Origin of the sequence: Streptomyces sp. NPDC056160, assembly GCF_042268205.1 — a bacterium.
Lineage (GTDB): Bacteria > Actinomycetota > Actinomycetes > Streptomycetales > Streptomycetaceae > Streptomyces.
In genome coordinates this window covers 1-16,425 of record NZ_JBHJUW010000037.1, presented here as the reverse complement: position 1 = coordinate 16,425, position 16,425 = coordinate 1, and the positions used below count along the sequence as shown (strand labels likewise).

Genomic DNA, 16,425 nt, shown 5'->3' with positions numbered 1-16,425 from the left:
GTCCATGCCCGAGCCCGGGTCCGTGTCGATGCCCGAACGGGGGGCCGTGGGGAGGTCCGCCTCCTGAGCGGGCCCCGCGGCCCGGGCCGGACTCGTGTTCGGGGGCGGAACCGGGTTCGGGAGCGGCTGGCTCACCGTGCGACCTCTCTCCCAGCGGTGCGTGCCCGGGGCGACGGGCCCCGGCGCAGGCGCGCGGACTGACTGCCGCACCAGGATACGAGCCGCCGGCCGACGCGACGATCAAGTACTCCCGGCCCGAGGCTTCCTGCACGGGGCTTCCTGCACGGGCCCGTCGGCGCCCGACCGGGCGACCTCCGCGCACTGGCAGCGGTCGGCGGCGTTGTGCCGGCGCCCGGCGCCGGCCGGAGCACGCCGGCGAGGTCGCGTGCGGCAAGTTCGCTGCGGCCGGACGCCCGTACCTCGGAGCGTCCACGTAACGGGCGCATCCACGCCACCCGTACCGCGGAGCGTCCACGTACCGCGGAGCGTCCACGCCCGCCGGGACCGTGGCGCGACCGAAGCCGCAGGCGGGCCCGGTCGATCCGAGGGTCCCCGCCCGCAGTAGGCTCGCCTCTGTGAGTACGTGCGCGACCGCCTCCCGGCAGTTCGGCGAACCGCTGTCCGCCACCGCGCCCACGGCGACGACGTGGCTGCTGCTGGAACAGCCCGGCCCCTGGGGCGCCAAGGCGCTCACGTCCAGCCATCTGGACCCGGCCCTGGGACGCGCACTGGAGCGGGCCACGCGGGGCACCGGCGTGCGGGTGGCTCTCATCCGCCGCCCCGGCCGCCACGCCGACTGCCACACGCCTTCCGTACGGCATGTGTACGCGGCCCACACCGTGCCCGGCAGCACCTGGCTCCGCGGCGCCCTGACCGCCGCCCCGGAGCACCTGCTGGACCTCGACTTCGCCGCCCTGGGCAGGGGTGAGCACCACACCTTCGACGCGGTCCTCACGGGCGGGCCGCACACGGCCGACCCGCTCGCCCTCGTCTGCACCAACGGAAAACGCGACCGGTGCTGCGCCCTGCTGGGCCGGCCCCTCGCCGCCGAACTGGCCTCCTGCGCAGTGCGCGGGGCCTGGGAGGTCTCGCACCTCGGCGGCCACCGCTTCTCCCCCACCCTGCTCGTCCTCCCGTACGGCTACGCCTACGGCCGCGCCGAGGCCCACGCCGTCATGGAGGCCCTGCACGGTGTGCGGGAGGGCCGGGTCGTCCTCGACGGCTGCCGGGGCCGTACCGCGTGGGAGCGGCCCGCGCAGGCCGCCGAGCTGGCCGTGCGCGAGGCGACGGGCGAGTACCGCGCGGACGCGCTGACCGTCGTACGCACCGACGGCCCGGCCGCCGCCCCCGACGCCCCGGTTGCGGACGGCTCCCCGCCGTACTGGGACGTGACGGTCGCCCACGTCGACGGACGCCGCTGGCACGTCACCGTCGCGCGCGGCGCCGCCGAACCGCCCCGCCCGGAGAGCTGCGGCGCGTCGGTGCTGGGCACGCCCGCCCGCATGGACGTACGGGCCGTCCGGGAACTGTCGGTGCCCGGTACGGCGCCCGGCGCCCACCGCTGACACCGCAGAAGGACCCGCCGCGCCAGCCCCGTCAGCCGCATCAGCCGGGAGATCCGCGCCACACCTCGTGGGACGGTCGCCGCCGGGCACCGTACGGTCGTCGCCATGAGCACCACACCTCCCGCACGCCGCCGACGCCTGGGACTGCCCCGGCGGGTGTTCTCACAGGTGCTGCTGATGCAGCTGGCGATCGCCGCGGGAGTCGCGGTCCTGGCCACCGGGCTGTTCCTCGCGCCGCTCAGTCACCAACTGGACGACCAGGCGATGCGCCGCGCCCTCTCCATCGCCGAGACCACCGCCGAGAACCCGCAGATCGCCCGGGACCTCCAGCACACCCCGCCGAGCGTGGACGGACCGGTGCAGCGGGAGGCGGAGCGGATCCGCAGGGCGACCGGGGCCGAGTACGTCGTGGTGATGGACCTGCGGGGCACACGCTGGTCGCACGCCGATCCGAAGCAGATCGGCAAGATCGTTTCGACGAGTCCCGAAGCTCCCCTGGCGGGCCAGAAGGTCATGCAGATCGACACCGGCACCCTGGGCCGCTCCGCCCGCGGCAAGGTGCCGCTCTACGACGACGGCCACCACATCGTCGGCGCCGTCTCGGTCGGCATCGCCTACACCAGCGTCCGCGCCCGCCTGATCGACGCCATACCGGGGCTGCTCGCGTACGCGGGCGGAGCCCTGGCCGTCGGCGCGCTGGCCGCCTGGCTGGTCTCCCGGCGCGTGCAGCGGCAGACCAGGGACCTGGCCTTCTCCGACATCGCCGCCCTGCTCGCCGAGCGGGAGGCCATGCTGCACGGCATCCGCGAGGGCGTCGTGGCCCTGGACCGCGGCGGCCGGGTCCGGCTGCTCAACGACGAGGCGCGTCGGCTGCTCGGCATCGGGGACGAGGCGGTCGGCCGGTCGCTGGACGAGGCGCTCGGCGCGGGCCGGACGACCGATGTACTGGCCGGGCGGGTGACCGGCACGGACCTGCTCACCGTGCGCGGGCAGCGCGTTCTGGTCGCCAATCGCATGCCCACCGACGACGGCGGCGCCGTCGCCACCCTGCGCGACCGCACCGAACTGGAGCAGCTCGGACGCGAACTCGACTCCACGCACGGCCTGATCGACGCGCTGCGCGCCCAGGACCACGAGCACGCCAACCGCATGCACACCCTGCTCGGGCTGCTGGAGCTGGAGATGTACGACGACGCGGTGGAGTTCGTCGGGGAGGTGGTCGGCGATCACCGGGCCACGGCGGAACAGGTCACCGAGAAGATCCAGGACCCGCTGCTCGCCGCCCTGCTGGTCGGCAAGGCGACGGTCGCGGCCGAACGCGGGGTGGCGCTGTGGATCTCGGACCGGACGTGGCTGCCGGACCGGCTGGTCGACCCCCGGGGCCTGGTGACCGTCGTCGGGAACCTGGTGGACAACGCGCTCGACGCGGTGGCGGCCACCCCGCACGCGCGCGTGGAGGTCGAGTTGCGCACCCAGGGGCGTACGGCCGTCCTCCGGGTTCGCGACACCGGGCCGGGAATCCCGCCGGAGCTGCGCGAGCTGGTCTTCACGGAAGGCTGGTCCACCAAGCGGCCACCGGCGCACGGCAAGCGCGGCATAGGGCTCTCCCTGGTGCGCAGACTCGCCGAACGGCAGGGCGGGAGCGCGGCGGTGGGGACGGCGCACGGCGGCGGCGCGGAGTTCACGGTCGTCCTGCCCGAGGCGCTGGAGGAGGACGCCGACCTGACGCCCCCTCACGCCACCGCGTTCCCCTCGCTGCCCACGCTCGCCGCGTCCGCGACGTCCCCCGACTCGACCACGTTCCCCACGTCCGCGTCCGCCGCGTCCGCCGCGTCCCCCGGCTCCGGTGAGGAGGAGTCGCGGTGATCGAGGTTCTGGTCGTGGACGACGACACACGGGTCGCACGGGTCAACGCGGCGTACGTCGCGAAGGTGCCCGGTTTCCGCGTCACGGGCCAGGCGCACAGCGCCGCCGAGGCGCTGCACCGACTGACGGCCCTGCCGTGCCCGGACCTGGTGCTGATGGACCACCACCTGCCGGACGAGACGGGGCTCGCGGTCGTCCGGGAGATGCGCCGACGCGGCCACGAGACCGACGTGATCATGGTGACGGCGGCCCGGGACGTGGCGACCGTCCGGGCGGCGATGCGGCACGGCGCGTTGCAGTACCTGGTCAAGCCGTTCACGTTCGCGGGCCTGCGGGTGAGGCTGGAGGCGTACGCGGCGCTGCGCCGCACCCTGGACGGTGGTGGGGAGGCCGAGCAGGCAGAGGTGGACCGGATCTTCGGGGCGCTGTCCGCGCCGTCGGCGCCGGCCCTCCCCTCGGCGCACTCCCCCACCACCGCCGACCTGATCCGCCGCTGCCTGGCGCGGGCCGAGGCGCCCGTGTCGGCCCAGGACGTCGCCGACCGGACGGGGCTCAGCCGGCAGACCGCCCAGCGCTATCTGAAACTGCTGGAACGCGCGGGACGGGTCAGGCTGACCCTCAAGTACGGCGACGCGGGCCGCCCGGAACACCGTTACGTGTGGGCGGCCCGCGGCTGAAGCGAGCGGACACGGCTCGTGGAGCCGGGGCAGGGGACCGTGTCCCCTTGGTGCAGGGGTGTCAGCTCAGCCGGTGGCCTTCTTGACGAACTCCGTGGTGAACGTCTTGCTCAGGTCCACGGTGGCGTTCTTGATGGCGGGGTTGAAGGCCTTGAGGACCTTCTCCACGGTCTCGGGGCCGTTCGCCGGCATGACGCCGTCCTTGGTGAACATCGGAAGCGTGCTCTTGATCGCCTCGGCGTAGAGCTTCTTGTTGCCCTGGGAGTAGTCGGCGGGCATCTTGGCGGCGATCTCGTCGGCGCTGTGGGTGGACATCCACTTGAGCGTCTTCACGAACGCGTTGGCCAGCTTCTGGACGGTGTCCTTGTGGCTGTTGACCCAGTCCGTCTGCATGTACAGGCTCGACGACGGGTAGGGACCGCCGAGCGCCTCCTGGGAGCCCTCCGGGGTCCGCATGTCGAGGAGGATCTTGCCGGCCTTCTTGTCCAGGATCGTCGCGACGGTCGGGTCGGTGGTCATGCCGCCGTCGATGGAGCCCTGCTGGAGCGCCGAGATGAACGTCGGTCCGGCCCCCACGGCGACCGGGGTGAAGTCGCTGACGTTCACGCCGTTCTTCACCGCGAGGTACTTGGTGAGGAAGTCGGTCGAGGAACCGAGGCCGGTGACGCCGAGCTTCTTGCCCTTGAAGTCCTTGGGGGACGTGATGTCGCCGGCGGCCTTGGCGGAGACCACCTCCACCTCACCGGGGGCGTGCGAGAGCTGCACCACGGACTCGATGCTCTTGTGCTTGACCTGGAGATCGAGGGTGTGGTCGTAGAAGCCGACGGCGCCCTGGACCTGGCCGGAGACGAGCGCGGTCTCGGCCTGGACCCCGGCGGGCTCGCTCAGAAGTTCCACGTTCAGGCCCTCGGCGGAGAAGTAGCCGAGGCGCTGGGTGAGCATGGCGGGCATGTAGATGACCTTGTCCAGGCCGCCGACCATGATCTTGACGTGCTCGCCCTTGCCACCGCCCCCGCTGCCGCTGTCGGCCGTCGAACTGGCCGCGTCGTTGGCGCAGGCGGTGAGGGAGGACAGGGCGAGCAGGCCGGCTGCGGCGGACGCCGCGAGTCTGACGGTCTTGCGCATGGCGGTTCACGTCCTAGGGGTGAGCGGTACGGGGCGGGTGGGGTGCGGGAAGGAAGTGCGGAGCCGGGCCGAGTGGCCGGTGGCTCGACGACCGGAGTCGGTGACTCAGCGGCCTGAGTCGACGACTCGGTGGCCCGGGTCGGGGCTCAGTGACCCGAGTCGGCGGGCTTCCAGCGGAAGATGCGGCGCTCGGCGAAGGTGAGCAGCCCCTCGGCGACGAGGGCCACCACGGCGAGGATGACCATGGCCGCGTACACACCTGCCGCGTTGAACGTGCCCTGGGACTGCGCGACGAGCAGGCCGATGCCGTTGGTGGCGCCGATGTACTCGCCGACGATGGCGCCGATGAGCGCGAAGCCGAAGCTGACGTGGAGGCTGGTGAAGATCCAGGAGGTGGCGGACGGGATGACCACCTGGAGCGTGACCCTGCGGTCGCTCGCGCCGAGGATGCGGGCGTTGGCCACCAGGTTGCGGTCGACCTCGCGAGCGCCCTGGAAGGCGTTGAAGAACACCGGGAAGAAGACGAGGACGACGGCCGAGGCGATCTTGGACATCGGCCCGAGCCCGAACCAGATGACGAAGATCGGGGCGAGCACGATCCTCGGGAGCGAGTTGAGCACCTTGATGTAGGGGCCGAGGACGTCGGCCAGGAAGGCGATGCGTCCCAGCGCGATACCGAGGATCACGCCGGCCACCACACCGAACACCCAGCCGAGCAGCGCCTCGTAGAGCGTGTACCAGATCTGCTCGCCCAGCGAGCCGAGCGCGGTGCCGTGGGTGGTCCAGGTCCACATCTGGTCCCAGATCTTGGAAGGCATCGAGAAGTTGAAGGGATCGATGACCTCGGCCCGCGAGAGCGCCTCCCACAGACCGAGCACCGCCACCAGGAGCAGAATGCGGGCTACGGTGACGATCACCTTCCGCTTGCGGGCGGCGCGGGCCCGCGAGTGCGCCCGGTCGGGCGTCCTGGCCGTCTCGGCGACCGGCGTGCTGAGAACCTCAGGCGACACGGGCGGCACCTCTTTCACGGGTGATGCGGACCTCTTCGCCCAGGGACTCCCAGATCTCGCGGTAGATGTCGATGAACTCGCTCTGCAGGCGCACCTGCTCGACCTTGCGCGGCCGGGGCAGGCCGATGTCGAAGACCTGCTTCACGGTGGCGGGACCGGCCGTCATCACGACGACCCGGTCGGCCAGCGCGATGGCCTCCTCCAGGTCGTGGGTGACGAAGACGACCGAGGAGCCGGTGCCCTCCCACAGTTCCAGCAGTTCGTCCGACATCAGTGCCCGGGTCTGGACGTCGAGCGCGGAGAACGGCTCGTCCATGAGCAGGATCTCGGGGTCGTTGACGAAGGTCGCGGCGAGCGCGACCCGCTTGCGCTGACCACCGGAGAGCTGGTGCGGGTAACGGTCCTCGAAGGCGGCGAGCCCGACCCGGGCCAGCCACGCCCGCGCCTTCTCCCTCGCCTCGGCCTTCGGAACGCCGCGGAAACGTGGACCCGCCATCACGTTGGACAGCACCGTGCGCCAGGGAAAGGTGGCGTCCTGCTGGAAGACGAAGCCGACCTTGCCGCCGACACCGGCCACCGGCTCACCGGCCACCAGCACTTCACCCTCGCTGGGCTCCTCCAGACCGCTGACCAGGGTCAACGTCGTCGACTTGCCGCAGCCGGTGGGACCCACCACGGCCACGAACTCACCGCGCCGAACGGTGAGGTCGAGATCCCTCACAGCGGTGTGCAGGCCCCCTGACGGGGTCCTGAACGTCTTGCTCGCGCCCCGTAGCTCGATGGCGGGGCTGGTGTCTGCGCTCATGACCCGGGACGGTAGGTGTGGCCCCCGCCACAGCAGCAGTCTTCTGTTCGCAAGCCGTTCTTTTGCTCGCAAGCACCTGTTGTGCTCGTTTTGCTCGCGCTAAAACAACGGAGCCGAAACACGGGCTTAACGCTCGCCAGGCCTTGAGGGAAAGAGGCCCGATGATTGACGTCCTGGTGGTCGACGACGACTTCCGTGTCGCCGAGATCAACGCGAAGTACGTGGGAAAGGTTCCCGGATTCCGGGTGACCTCCCGCGCGCACAGTGCTGCCCAGGCACTGACCGCCGTACAACGCGGAGGCATCGACCTGGTCCTGCTCGACCACTACCTGCCCGACCGCACCGGCCTGGAACTCGTCCACCGCATGCGCGAACAGGGTCTGGGCACCGACGTCATCATGATCACGGCAGCCGGCGACGTGGCGACCGTGCAGCAGGCGATGCGGCTTGGCGCACTGCACTATCTGGTCAAGCCCTTCACGTTCGCCGCCCTGCGCACCCGCCTGGACTCCTACGCCGCCTTGCGCCGCACCGTCGACCGCGTCGGCGGCCGCGGGGTCGCCGGGCAGGAGCAGGTGGACCGGATCTTCGGTGCCCTGCGCACCACGCCCGCGCCGTCCTCCCCCGGCCTGCCCAGCGGCCACTCGGAGCCGACGACCGACCTCATCTGCGGTGTCCTGCACGGTGCGGGGCAGCCCCTGTCGGCCCACGAGGTGGCCGCCCGCACGGGCCTGAGCCGGTCCACCGCCCAGCGCTACCTGCGTCACCTGGAACAGGCCGGCCGCCTGCGCCTGTCCCTGAAGTACGGCGACACAGGACGCCCGGAGCACCGTTACGCGTGGGTGGCGCCGTAGCCGGGCGGACCGGCCGGTGCGTGTGGCCGACCGGTGCCGGTGGTCGGCCGGTGCCGATGGTCGGCTGGTGCCAGTGGCCGACCGGTGGCCCGCCAGTGATCGGGCAATGCCGGTGGTCGGAGGGGGCCGGTGGTTGCCGGTGGTCGGAAGGGGCCAGTGGTTGCCGGTGGTCGGAAGGGGCCAGTGGTTGCCGGTGGTCGGAAGGGGCCAGTGGTTGCCGGTGGTCGGAAGGGGCCAGTGATTGCCGGGGACCGGGCGGGGCCGGTGGTCGGGTGGTTGCCGGTGGTCGGGTGGTTGCCGGTGGTCGGGCAGGGCCGGTGACCGTGCGGTGATCGGTCAGTGCCGGTGGTCGGGTGGGGCCGATGGCCGCCCTCCGGGGCTCTGTCGCAGCCGGTCGTAGCCGCGGACGGGGCGGTGCCACGACGGCCGGGGGCGGCCTCGCTCACACGGCCCCCGCCCCGGTCAGCGACCGCACCTCCGTCTCCGCGTGCTTGGCCTCGTCGGGCGGTTCGGCGGAGGTGACCGTGCCCAGCCAACCCGCCAGGAATCCCAGCGGGATGGAGACGATGCCGGGATTCTGCAGTGGGAAGTACTGGAAGTCGACGCCGGGGAAGAGCGAGTCGGGGCTGCCGGAGACGACCGGGGAGAGCACGACGAGCCCCAGGGCCGGAACCAGGCCGCCATACACCGCCCACACCGCGCCCCGGGTGGTGAACCCGCGCCAGAACAGCGAGTAGAGCAGCACCGGCAGGTTCGCGGAGGCGGCGACGGCGAAGGCGAGGCCGACCAGGAAGGCGACGTTGAGGTCGCGGGCGAGCAGGCCGAGGCCGATGGCGACCACCCCGACGCCCACCGCCGCGATCCGCGCCACGGCCACCTCGCCGCGCTGCCGCCCGCCGCGCCGCCGCAGCGACGCGTACAGGTCGTGGGCGACGGACGCGGAGGAGGCGAGCGTGATCCCGGCGACCACCGCGAGGATGGTGGCGAACGCGACCGCGGCGACCACCGCGAACAGCACCGTGCCGCCCGTGGAGGCCGCGCCGCCGCCCAGGTCGAGGGCGAGCAGCGGTACCGCCGTGTTCCCGGCCGCGTTCGCCCCGCGCACGGCCTGGGGCCCGACGATCGCGGCGGCGCCGAACCCGAGCACGATCGTCATGAGGTAGAAGCCGCCGATGAGCCCGATGGCCCAGAGCGCCGACCGCCGGGCCGCCCGGGCGGTCGGCACGGTGTAGAAGCGGGACAGGATGTGCGGCAGACCGCCCGTGCCGAGCACCAGTGCGAGTCCGAGACTGATGAAGTCCAGGCGCGCGGTCCAGTCGCCGCCGTACTTCAGTCCCGGCGCCAGGAAGGCCTCCCCGTGACCGCTGTGCTCGGAGGCGGCACGCAGCAACCGGTCGAGGTCGCCGTGGAATCGGACCATGACGAGCACGGTCAGCACGACGGTCCCGCCGAGCAGCAGCACGGCCTTGACGATCTGGATCCAGGTGGTGGCCCGCATCCCGCCCAGCGACACGTAGACCACCATCAGCGCACCGACGCCGATCACGGCCCACGCCTGTGCAGCGCCGCCCGCACCCGTCCGCCCCAGCAGCAGCGCCACCAGGCTGCCCGCCCCCACCATCTGCGCCACCAGGTACAGCACGGACACGGTGACCGAGGACGTGCCCGCCGCGATCCGCACCGGACGCTCGCTCATCCTGGCCGCCACCACGTCGGCGAGGGTGAACCGCCCGCAGTTGCGCACCAGTTCGGCGACCAGGAACAGCACCACCAGCCAGCCCACGAGGAAGCCCACCACATACAGCACGCCGTCGTAGCCGAAGAGCGCGATCAGCCCCGGCACCCCCAGGAAGGAGGCGGCCGAGGCGTAGTCCCCGGCGATGGCAAAACCATTCTCCATGGGGGAGAACAACCGCCCGCCCGCGTAGAACTCCTCGGCCGAACCGTGTCTCCCGCGGCTCACCCAGGTGGTGATGGCCAGCGTGACGGCGACGAACGCACTGAACAGCAGCAGCGCCAGTGTCTGATGTCCACCAGTCACGACGCACCCCCCTGCGCGGCGCCCCGGGTCAGCGCCTGGGTGTCCCAGCGCAGGTCGAGCGCGGCCTGGTCCCGGCGCAACCGCGCGTGCCGGGCGTAGGCCCACGCGAAGAGGAAGGTGGTGAGGAACTGCCCGATCCCCGCGAGCATCGCCACGTTCACCGCGCCCGCCACCGGCCGCGCCATCAGCCCGGGCGCGGTCGTCGCGGCCACGACGTACGCCGCGGACCAGACGAGGGAGACCACCACTGCCGGCACCACGAACCTCCGGTAGCGCCCGCGCACCTCCTGGAACGCCGCACTGCGCTGCACGGCCAGATACACTTCGGCCGCCGCTCCGTCAGCTGGCCGGCCCGGTCCTTCCCGACGCGCCGCCGGCACCCGCGCTGCGGGGGTTCCCGTGCCCTCCCCCTCGCCCCAGCCGGACGCCAACGCGTCGTACCACGGATCGCGGTACCGCACGTCCTCGGACGTCTGTTCCTGGTTCTCGTGCTTCCCGGACGGGTCCGCGGGACCGCCCCCGTCCCCGTGGGGACGGCCGTTGCTTGACTGCATGCCCAAGGATGGGCAGAGCGGGAAGACCCCGGCTTCTCTTCCCTCAGCGCTTCACCCCATCAGGTGATTCAGCTCGCCGGCGGTCGCGCCAGCCCCTTCGCGTACGCATACCGCACGGCCTGCGCCCTGTCCTTGAGGCCCGCCTTGGCGAACAGGTTGTTGATGTGCGTCTTCACGGTGGCGGTGGAGACATGCAGCCGACGCGCGATCTCCTGGTTGCTCAGGCCCTCGGCGATCAGCGCCAGCACCTCGCACTCCCGCGTGGTGAGCCCGTCCGGCGGCTCGGCGGCGGGCACCTGCCGGGGGTCGGCCCCGGACAGTCGCTCCAGCAACCGCCGCTGGATGCTGGGCGACAGCCCCGCGTCCCCGGACAGCACGCTCTCCACGGCCCGGACGATCTCGTCACCCCCCGCGTCCTTGGTCAGATAGCCCCGCGCTCCGGCCCGCAGGGCGGGGAAGAGCGACTCGTCGTCCGCGTACGTCGTGAGGATCACCACCTGGGTACCCGGATGCTCCGACCGGATCCGCCGCGTGGCCTCGACGCCGTCGCACCGCGGCATCCGCAGGTCCATCAGCACCACGTCCGGAGCCACTTCTGCGACGAGCTCGACCGCTTCGTCCCCGTCGCCCGCGGACCCCACGACCTCGATGCCCGGCAGCAGTCCCAGCAGCATCACGATGCCTTCCCGGACCACCGTCTGGTCGTCCGCCACGACCACCCGCGCGGGCTTCCTCCCCGCCTCCTCGCTCATACCGGCACCTTCAACGTCACAGCGAACCCCTCCTCGTGCGGGCCTGCCTCCAGCGAGCCGCCCAGCAGCTCGGCGCGCTCCCGCATGCCCAGCAGACCGTACCCGCCGCCGGCCCCGGCGAGGTCGCCGGGCGTACCGCCCGAGTCCCGCACGTCCAGCACGACCTGGTGCTCTCCGTAGTCGAGCCGGAGCCGGACCTTGGCGCCCGGGGCATGCTTGCGGACATTGGTCAACGCCTCCTGGGCGACGCGGCGCACGGCCTGCGAGGCCTCGGCGGGCAGTTGTCTGCGTTCACCCGAGACGGTGACCTCCGCGCCGGCGTTCGCCGCCACCAGCTGGCTGAGGAAGTCCTCCAGAGGGGTCAGCTCGCCGCGCAGCGCGGACAGGGCCTGGCGGGTCTCGTCGAGCCCGTCGCGGGCCATCCCCCGGGCGGCCACCACCCGCTCCAGGATCCGGTCCCGGTCCGCGCCCCGCTCGATGAGGAGCCGGGCGGTCTCCAGGTGCACGAGCTGCGCCGAGAGACTGTGGGCCAGTACGTCATGGATCTCCCGCGCGATCCTCGCCCGCTCCCCCAGCGCCGCCGACTCCGCCTCCGCCACCCGGGCGGCCCGTTCCTGGGCGAGCAGCCGCTGAGCGTTGCCCCGGGCCTCGGCGTCCAGCCGCAGGACGTAGCCGGCGAGCGCCAGGCCGATCGTGGTGACGACGGTGGTGATCCACCGGTCGTCGTCGGCCACGGCGAACGCGGCGAGCGCGATCGCGGTCAGGGGCATGGCCGCCGCGAGCGGCAGCCTTTCCAGAGCGACGATCCCGCAGGCGCACCAGATGACGAGGGCGGGCACATGGAGGCTTCCCGCCTGCGCGGCGCCCGCCACGCCGAAGAGAACGGCGAAGAGCCCCAGCGAGGGCACGAGCCGATGCGCGAGCGTGGTCCTGAAGAAGCCCCAGGCAGTTGCCGTCACCACGACGACACCCACCGCTCCTGCGAGCGCACCCCAGAGATGGACATGACTGCTGCGGAAGGCGCCCCAGAGAAAAACGGCGGCCATCAGGATCCGCGCACCCCACCCCAGGAGGCGTCGGGGCCGGGATACCCCCACCCGGCCCAGCGCCTCCGGAGAGGGCCAGCGCGTCCAGACGTTCTCCGTCACACGCGCTCCTTCCACGCGGGTCGGGGCCTGTCGTCACCGTACGCCGGAATCCGGTCGTACGACGGGGTCCGGCCGCCCGCCGAGGTGAGGGCTTGCGTCCGCCGGACCAGGACGCCCGAGCGGACCAGCAGCGTCGCGGCCAGGGCGAGCATCAGGGCCGGACTTCCCTGGCGCACGCCGAGCAGCTCGCCCAGGCCGAACAGGCCGGCACGCAGGACGATGCCTCCGATCCAGACGCTCGCACTCGCCTTGGTGCTCTTGGTCCACACGGCTCCGTCCGGCTCCACCCATATCCGGGTGGTCCAGGCCCAGCCGGCTCCGATGCCGAGGCCGATGATCAGTTCGGCGGCGAGGAGCAGCGCGGCCTCGGTGTGGTGGTGGGCGTCGATCAGGCCGGGTTCGCGCAGCGCGACCACCGCCAGAATCGCAGGGAGGAGCCACCAGCGGCGGTCGGCGTCGAGCCGGCGGGCGCTGAACTGCCTGGAGATGACGAGGGCGGCGACGGCCACGATCACCAGCGCGTTGACGAGCCCGGACATCAGAGCCTCCATGAACGGGAAGGGGAGGCCGACGGCGAGACCCGTCGACGCCTTCGACGCTACGGAAAATCAAGGGCGGACTGATCGGCGCAGGGGTGGATCACGGGTGGATTCACGCGGTCGACGGTCTCCACCCGCGGGTGGAGGGACCCCCGAGTGCATGGTTTTCCCACCGGCGTTGCTCCGGTTCCGCACCGGGTTTCCAGCGACTCCACCGCAGGGTGGTACCGGCTCCACCGGCTTTCACCGAGGGTGGTACCGGCTCCCCCTTGTGCTCGCCTCGGATCGCCCCGGGCTCGTACCGGCTTCGCGTCGACCTCGCCCCGGTCCCGCCGGTGCCCGCGCGGGTGGCCGACCGCGTTCCACCACCTCGTACCGGGCCGACCGGCCACCGGCAGGGGCCCGGGGCCCGGGCAGCCGGCGGCCCTCTCCCCATCCGGCGAGCGGGAAGCCGCCCGCCGGGTCGGTCCCAACCGAACCGGGGCCGACCCGATCCGGGCCGCCCCGATCCGAGCCGACCCGATCCGGCCCGTCCGGATCCGCGACCGCTCGGCCCGCCCGTCGGCCGGTCAGCCGGTCAGCCGCTACGCGTCGATGCGTGAGCGGTCGAGTGTGGCCGCCGAGCTGGCGATGAACTCCTTGCGGGGAGCAACGTCGTTGCCCATGAGCAGGTCGAACACCCCTTCGGCGGCCTCCAGGTCGGAGAGGTTGATCCGGCGCAGGGTGCGGTGGCGCGGGTCCATGGTGGTCTCGGCGAGCTGGTCGGCGTCCATCTCTCCGAGACCCTTGTACCGCTGGATCGAGTCCTTGTACCGGATGTTCTTGCTCTGGAACTCCAGCAGCTTGTCGCGCAGTTCACGGTCCGAGTACGTGTAGACGTACTTGTCCTGGCCCTTCTTCGGCTGGATCAACTCGACGCGGTGCAGCGGCGGCACCGCGGCGAACACCCGGCCGGCCTCGACCATGGGCCGCATGTAGCGGTGGAACAGGGTCAGGAGCAGGGTGCGGATGTGCGAGCCGTCCACGTCCGCGTCGGTCATCATGATGATCTTGCCGTAGCGCGCGGCGTCCAGATCGAAGGTCCGGCCGGAGCCTGCTCCTATCACCTGGATGATCGCGCCGCACTCGGCGTTCTTCAGCATGTCGGTGACGGACGACTTCTGGACGTTGAGGATCTTGCCGCGAATCGGCAGCAGCGCCTGGAACTCGGAGTTCCGGGCGAGCTTGGCGGTGCCGAGCGCGGAGTCCCCCTCGACGATGAACAGTTCGCTGCGGTCGACGTCGTCGCTGCGGCAGTCGGCGAGCTTGGCGGGCAGGGAGGAGGACTCCAGGGCCGTCTTGCGCCGCTGGGCGTCCTTGTGCTGGCGGGCCGCGATCCGGGTCCGGGCGGCGGCGACGGCCTTCTCCATGATCACACGGGCCTGTTGGGCCGCGTCCCGCTTGGGGGAGGTCAGGAACGCCTTGAGTTCCTTGGTGATCACGTTGTTGACGATGCGGCGGGCGGCCGAGGTGCCGAGGACCTCCTTGGTCTGCCCCTCGAACTGCGGCTCGGCGAGGCGGACCGTGACGACCGCGGTGAGGCCCTCCAGGGCGTCGTCCTTGACGATGTCGTCCTCGGCGACGCGCAGCATCTTCTTCGCCCGCAGCACCTCGTTCATCGTCTTCGCGACCGCCTGCTCGAAACCGGCGACGTGGGTGCCGCCCTTGGGCGTGGCGATGATGTTGACGAACGACCGGAGGGTGGTGTCGTAGCCGGTCCCCCAGCGCATGGCGACGTCCACGCCGAGATCGCGGGTGACCTCCGTGGGGGTCATCTGGCCGTGCTCGTCGAGTACGGGGACCGTCTCCTTGAAGGATCCCTGTCCGCTGAACCGGAGCACGTCGCAGACCGGCCTGTCGCTCGCCAGGTACTCGCAGAACTCGCTGATGCCGCCGTCGAAGCGGAAGGACTCCTCCCCCTTGCTGCCGCCCTCGCCGAGGCCGTACTCATCACGGACGACGATGGTCAGGCCGGGCACCAGGAAGGCCGTCTGCCGGGCGCGCTGGTGCAGGTTCTCCAGGGAGAGCTTCGCGTCCTTGAGGAAGATCTGGCGGTCGGCCCAGTAGCGCACGCGCGTGCCGGTCCGCGACTTGGGGATCTTCTTGGCCTTGCGCAGGCCGCTGCCGGACTCGAACTTGGCCTCGGGGCCGTTGCCCGTGAACGCGCCGGGCACGCCGCGCCGGAAGCTGATCGCGTGCGTGTGGCCACCGCGGTCGACCTCGACGTCCAGGCGGGCGGAGAGCGCGTTGACGACCGAGGCGCCGACGCCGTGCAGACCGCCGGAGGCGGCGTACGAGCCGCCGCCGAACTTGCCGCCGGCGTGCAGCTTGGTCATGACGACCTCGACGCCCGACAGGCCGGTCCTGGGCTCGACGTCGACCGGGATGCCGCGGCCGTTGTCCCGGACCTCCACGGAGCCGTCGTCGTGCAGGACGACCTCGATGTGGTCGCAGACGCCCGCCAGGGCTTCGTCCACGGAGTTGTCGATGATCTCCCACAGGCAGTGCATCAGACCGCGGCTGTCGGTCGATCCGATGTACATGCCGGGGCGCTTGCGCACGGCCTCGAGCCCCTCGAGGACGAGCAGGTGCCGCGCGGTGTAGTTGGAGCCGTCACGGTCTGCTCCTGCCAGCAGAGCTGTGGACGGCACGGACGTATCGGCGGTCACGCGGTTCGCTCCTCGCTGAATTTCAGGTGAGGCCCTCGTGGGTAAGGGCGCGGCTTCGGTTGCCGCTCAGAGGGTACCGAGGCCTGGTAGAGCCCTTGTAACGCAACCCTCGGCAGCGACCCAGACTAGTCGACGGTCGTATGTACGTTCGATCCCTCCATGGAGTGAAGCACATATCACGTTCCCTTCGAGGCATGAACCATTTAGGCTCCGGGCACGTCCTCATGAACAACCGGCAACCCGGCCGGGGAGGACTGACCATGACCGACAGCGCGAACCCGTAAGACACACAGACGTAATACGGCACATTCGCCGCCAAACCGGCAACGGACAGCCCCTCGGAAAGATTTTTCGAGGAAAAGCCGCGAGCGGGAACGTTTGGGGCTGGTTGGATGTTGACCCTGGTACGACAGCTCGTCGAGCTAGAGAAGAGGCGACGTGACTACTGTTCTGACCCCCGCGAGCCCGCTGACGGCCGCTGATCGCTGCGACCGCTGCGGCGCCCAGGCTTACCTGCGCGTCGTCCTGCTGAGCGGCGGAGAACTGCTCTTCTGCGCCCACCACGGTCGCAAGTTCGAGCCGGAACTCAAGAAGATCGCCGCTGAGATACAGGACGAGACGGAGCGCCTCACCTCCGTGCCCGCCAACGCATCCGAGGAAGAGCGCTGACAAAGCGCTGACCGTCTCGCACGACGAGCGAGCTCCGGCACAGGCCGGTGAACGGGCGGCCGCTCCTGACATGCAGGAGCGGGCGCCCCGCGGCGGGCCCCGCACCCCGGGC

Annotated in this window: 14 protein-coding genes; 5 read left to right on the top strand and 9 right to left on the bottom strand. The window is 71.6% G+C overall.

Annotated elements, in window-relative coordinates; translation table 11 throughout:
• Positions 1-575 precede the first annotated feature (575 nt).
• The 3 genes from ACFC02_RS16200 (at position 576) to ACFC02_RS16190 (ending at position 4,108) form a co-directional block, all read left to right on the top strand.
• Positions 576-1,565, top strand: a complete 990-nt coding sequence (locus ACFC02_RS16200) for a sucrase ferredoxin (RefSeq protein ID WP_376356999.1) — start codon at positions 576-578, stop codon at positions 1,563-1,565.
• Positions 1,566-1,670: 105 nt separating this feature from the next.
• Positions 1,671-3,431: an ATP-binding protein gene (locus ACFC02_RS16195; RefSeq protein WP_376356997.1), complete on the top strand. Its 1,761-nt coding sequence runs from the start codon at positions 1,671-1,673 to the stop codon at positions 3,429-3,431.
• On the top strand, positions 3,428-4,108 hold the full coding sequence (locus ACFC02_RS16190) for a response regulator (protein WP_376356995.1): 681 nt from the start codon (positions 3,428-3,430) through the stop codon (positions 4,106-4,108). Before ACFC02_RS16195 ends, ACFC02_RS16190 begins: the two co-directional genes overlap by 4 nt.
• Before the next feature lie 66 nt (positions 4,109-4,174).
• Here the strand turns inward: ACFC02_RS16190 and ACFC02_RS16185 are convergent, their stop codons facing one another.
• The 3 genes from ACFC02_RS16185 to ACFC02_RS16175 form a co-directional block, all read right to left on the bottom strand.
• Positions 4,175-5,233 (bottom strand): ABC transporter substrate-binding protein, encoded by a 1,059-nt coding sequence (locus ACFC02_RS16185; RefSeq protein WP_360963549.1) that lies wholly within the window; start codon positions 5,231-5,233, stop codon positions 4,175-4,177.
• Positions 5,234-5,379: 146 nt separating this feature from the next.
• Complete coding sequence (locus ACFC02_RS16180) at positions 5,380-6,243, bottom strand: ABC transporter permease (protein ID WP_376356992.1); 864 nt, start codon at positions 6,241-6,243, stop codon at positions 5,380-5,382.
• Complete coding sequence (locus tag ACFC02_RS16175; protein ID WP_376356990.1) at positions 6,233-7,048, bottom strand: ABC transporter ATP-binding protein; 816 nt, start codon at positions 7,046-7,048, stop codon at positions 6,233-6,235. Before ACFC02_RS16175 ends, ACFC02_RS16180 begins: the two co-directional genes overlap by 11 nt.
• Before the next feature lie 161 nt (positions 7,049-7,209).
• On the opposite strand from ACFC02_RS16175, the gene ACFC02_RS16170 reads away from it, so the two are divergent.
• Positions 7,210-7,902, top strand: coding sequence for a response regulator (locus tag ACFC02_RS16170; RefSeq protein WP_360963540.1), 693 nt, complete (start codon positions 7,210-7,212; stop codon positions 7,900-7,902).
• 442 nt (positions 7,903-8,344) lie between these two features.
• Here the strand turns inward: ACFC02_RS16170 and ACFC02_RS16165 are convergent, their stop codons facing one another.
• The 6 genes from ACFC02_RS16165 to ACFC02_RS16140 all read right to left on the bottom strand — a co-directional run bounded on the left by ACFC02_RS16165 (position 8,345) and on the right by ACFC02_RS16140 (position 15,644).
• Positions 8,345-9,943 carry a cation acetate symporter gene (locus ACFC02_RS16165; protein ID WP_376356988.1) on the bottom strand — a complete coding sequence of 533 codons (1,599 nt, stop codon included), beginning with the start codon at positions 9,941-9,943 and terminating at the stop codon, positions 8,345-8,347.
• Positions 9,940-10,497: a DUF485 domain-containing protein gene (locus ACFC02_RS16160; RefSeq protein WP_376356986.1), complete on the bottom strand. Its 558-nt coding sequence runs from the start codon at positions 10,495-10,497 to the stop codon at positions 9,940-9,942. The genes ACFC02_RS16165 and ACFC02_RS16160 overlap by 4 nt, the downstream gene beginning before the upstream one ends.
• A gap of 68 nt (positions 10,498-10,565) precedes the next feature.
• Positions 10,566-11,249: a response regulator gene (locus ACFC02_RS16155; RefSeq protein WP_376356984.1), complete on the bottom strand. Its 684-nt coding sequence runs from the start codon at positions 11,247-11,249 to the stop codon at positions 10,566-10,568.
• On the bottom strand, positions 11,246-12,397 hold the full coding sequence (locus ACFC02_RS16150) for a sensor histidine kinase (protein ID WP_376356982.1): 1,152 nt from the start codon (positions 12,395-12,397) through the stop codon (positions 11,246-11,248). The genes ACFC02_RS16155 and ACFC02_RS16150 overlap by 4 nt, the downstream gene beginning before the upstream one ends.
• Entirely contained in the window at positions 12,394-12,936 is a 543-nt protein-coding gene (locus tag ACFC02_RS16145) for a DUF1453 domain-containing protein (protein WP_376356980.1), read from the bottom strand. Before ACFC02_RS16145 ends, ACFC02_RS16150 begins: the two co-directional genes overlap by 4 nt.
• 584 nt (positions 12,937-13,520) lie before the next feature.
• Positions 13,521-15,644, bottom strand: a complete 2,124-nt coding sequence (locus ACFC02_RS16140) for a type IIA DNA topoisomerase subunit B (RefSeq protein WP_376356978.1) — start codon at positions 15,642-15,644, stop codon at positions 13,521-13,523.
• 438 nt (positions 15,645-16,082) lie between these two features.
• On the opposite strand from ACFC02_RS16140, the gene ACFC02_RS16135 reads away from it, so the two are divergent.
• Entirely contained in the window at positions 16,083-16,313 is a 231-nt protein-coding gene (locus ACFC02_RS16135; RefSeq protein WP_141357618.1) for a hypothetical protein, read from the top strand.
• Positions 16,314-16,425: the final 112 nt, after the last annotated feature.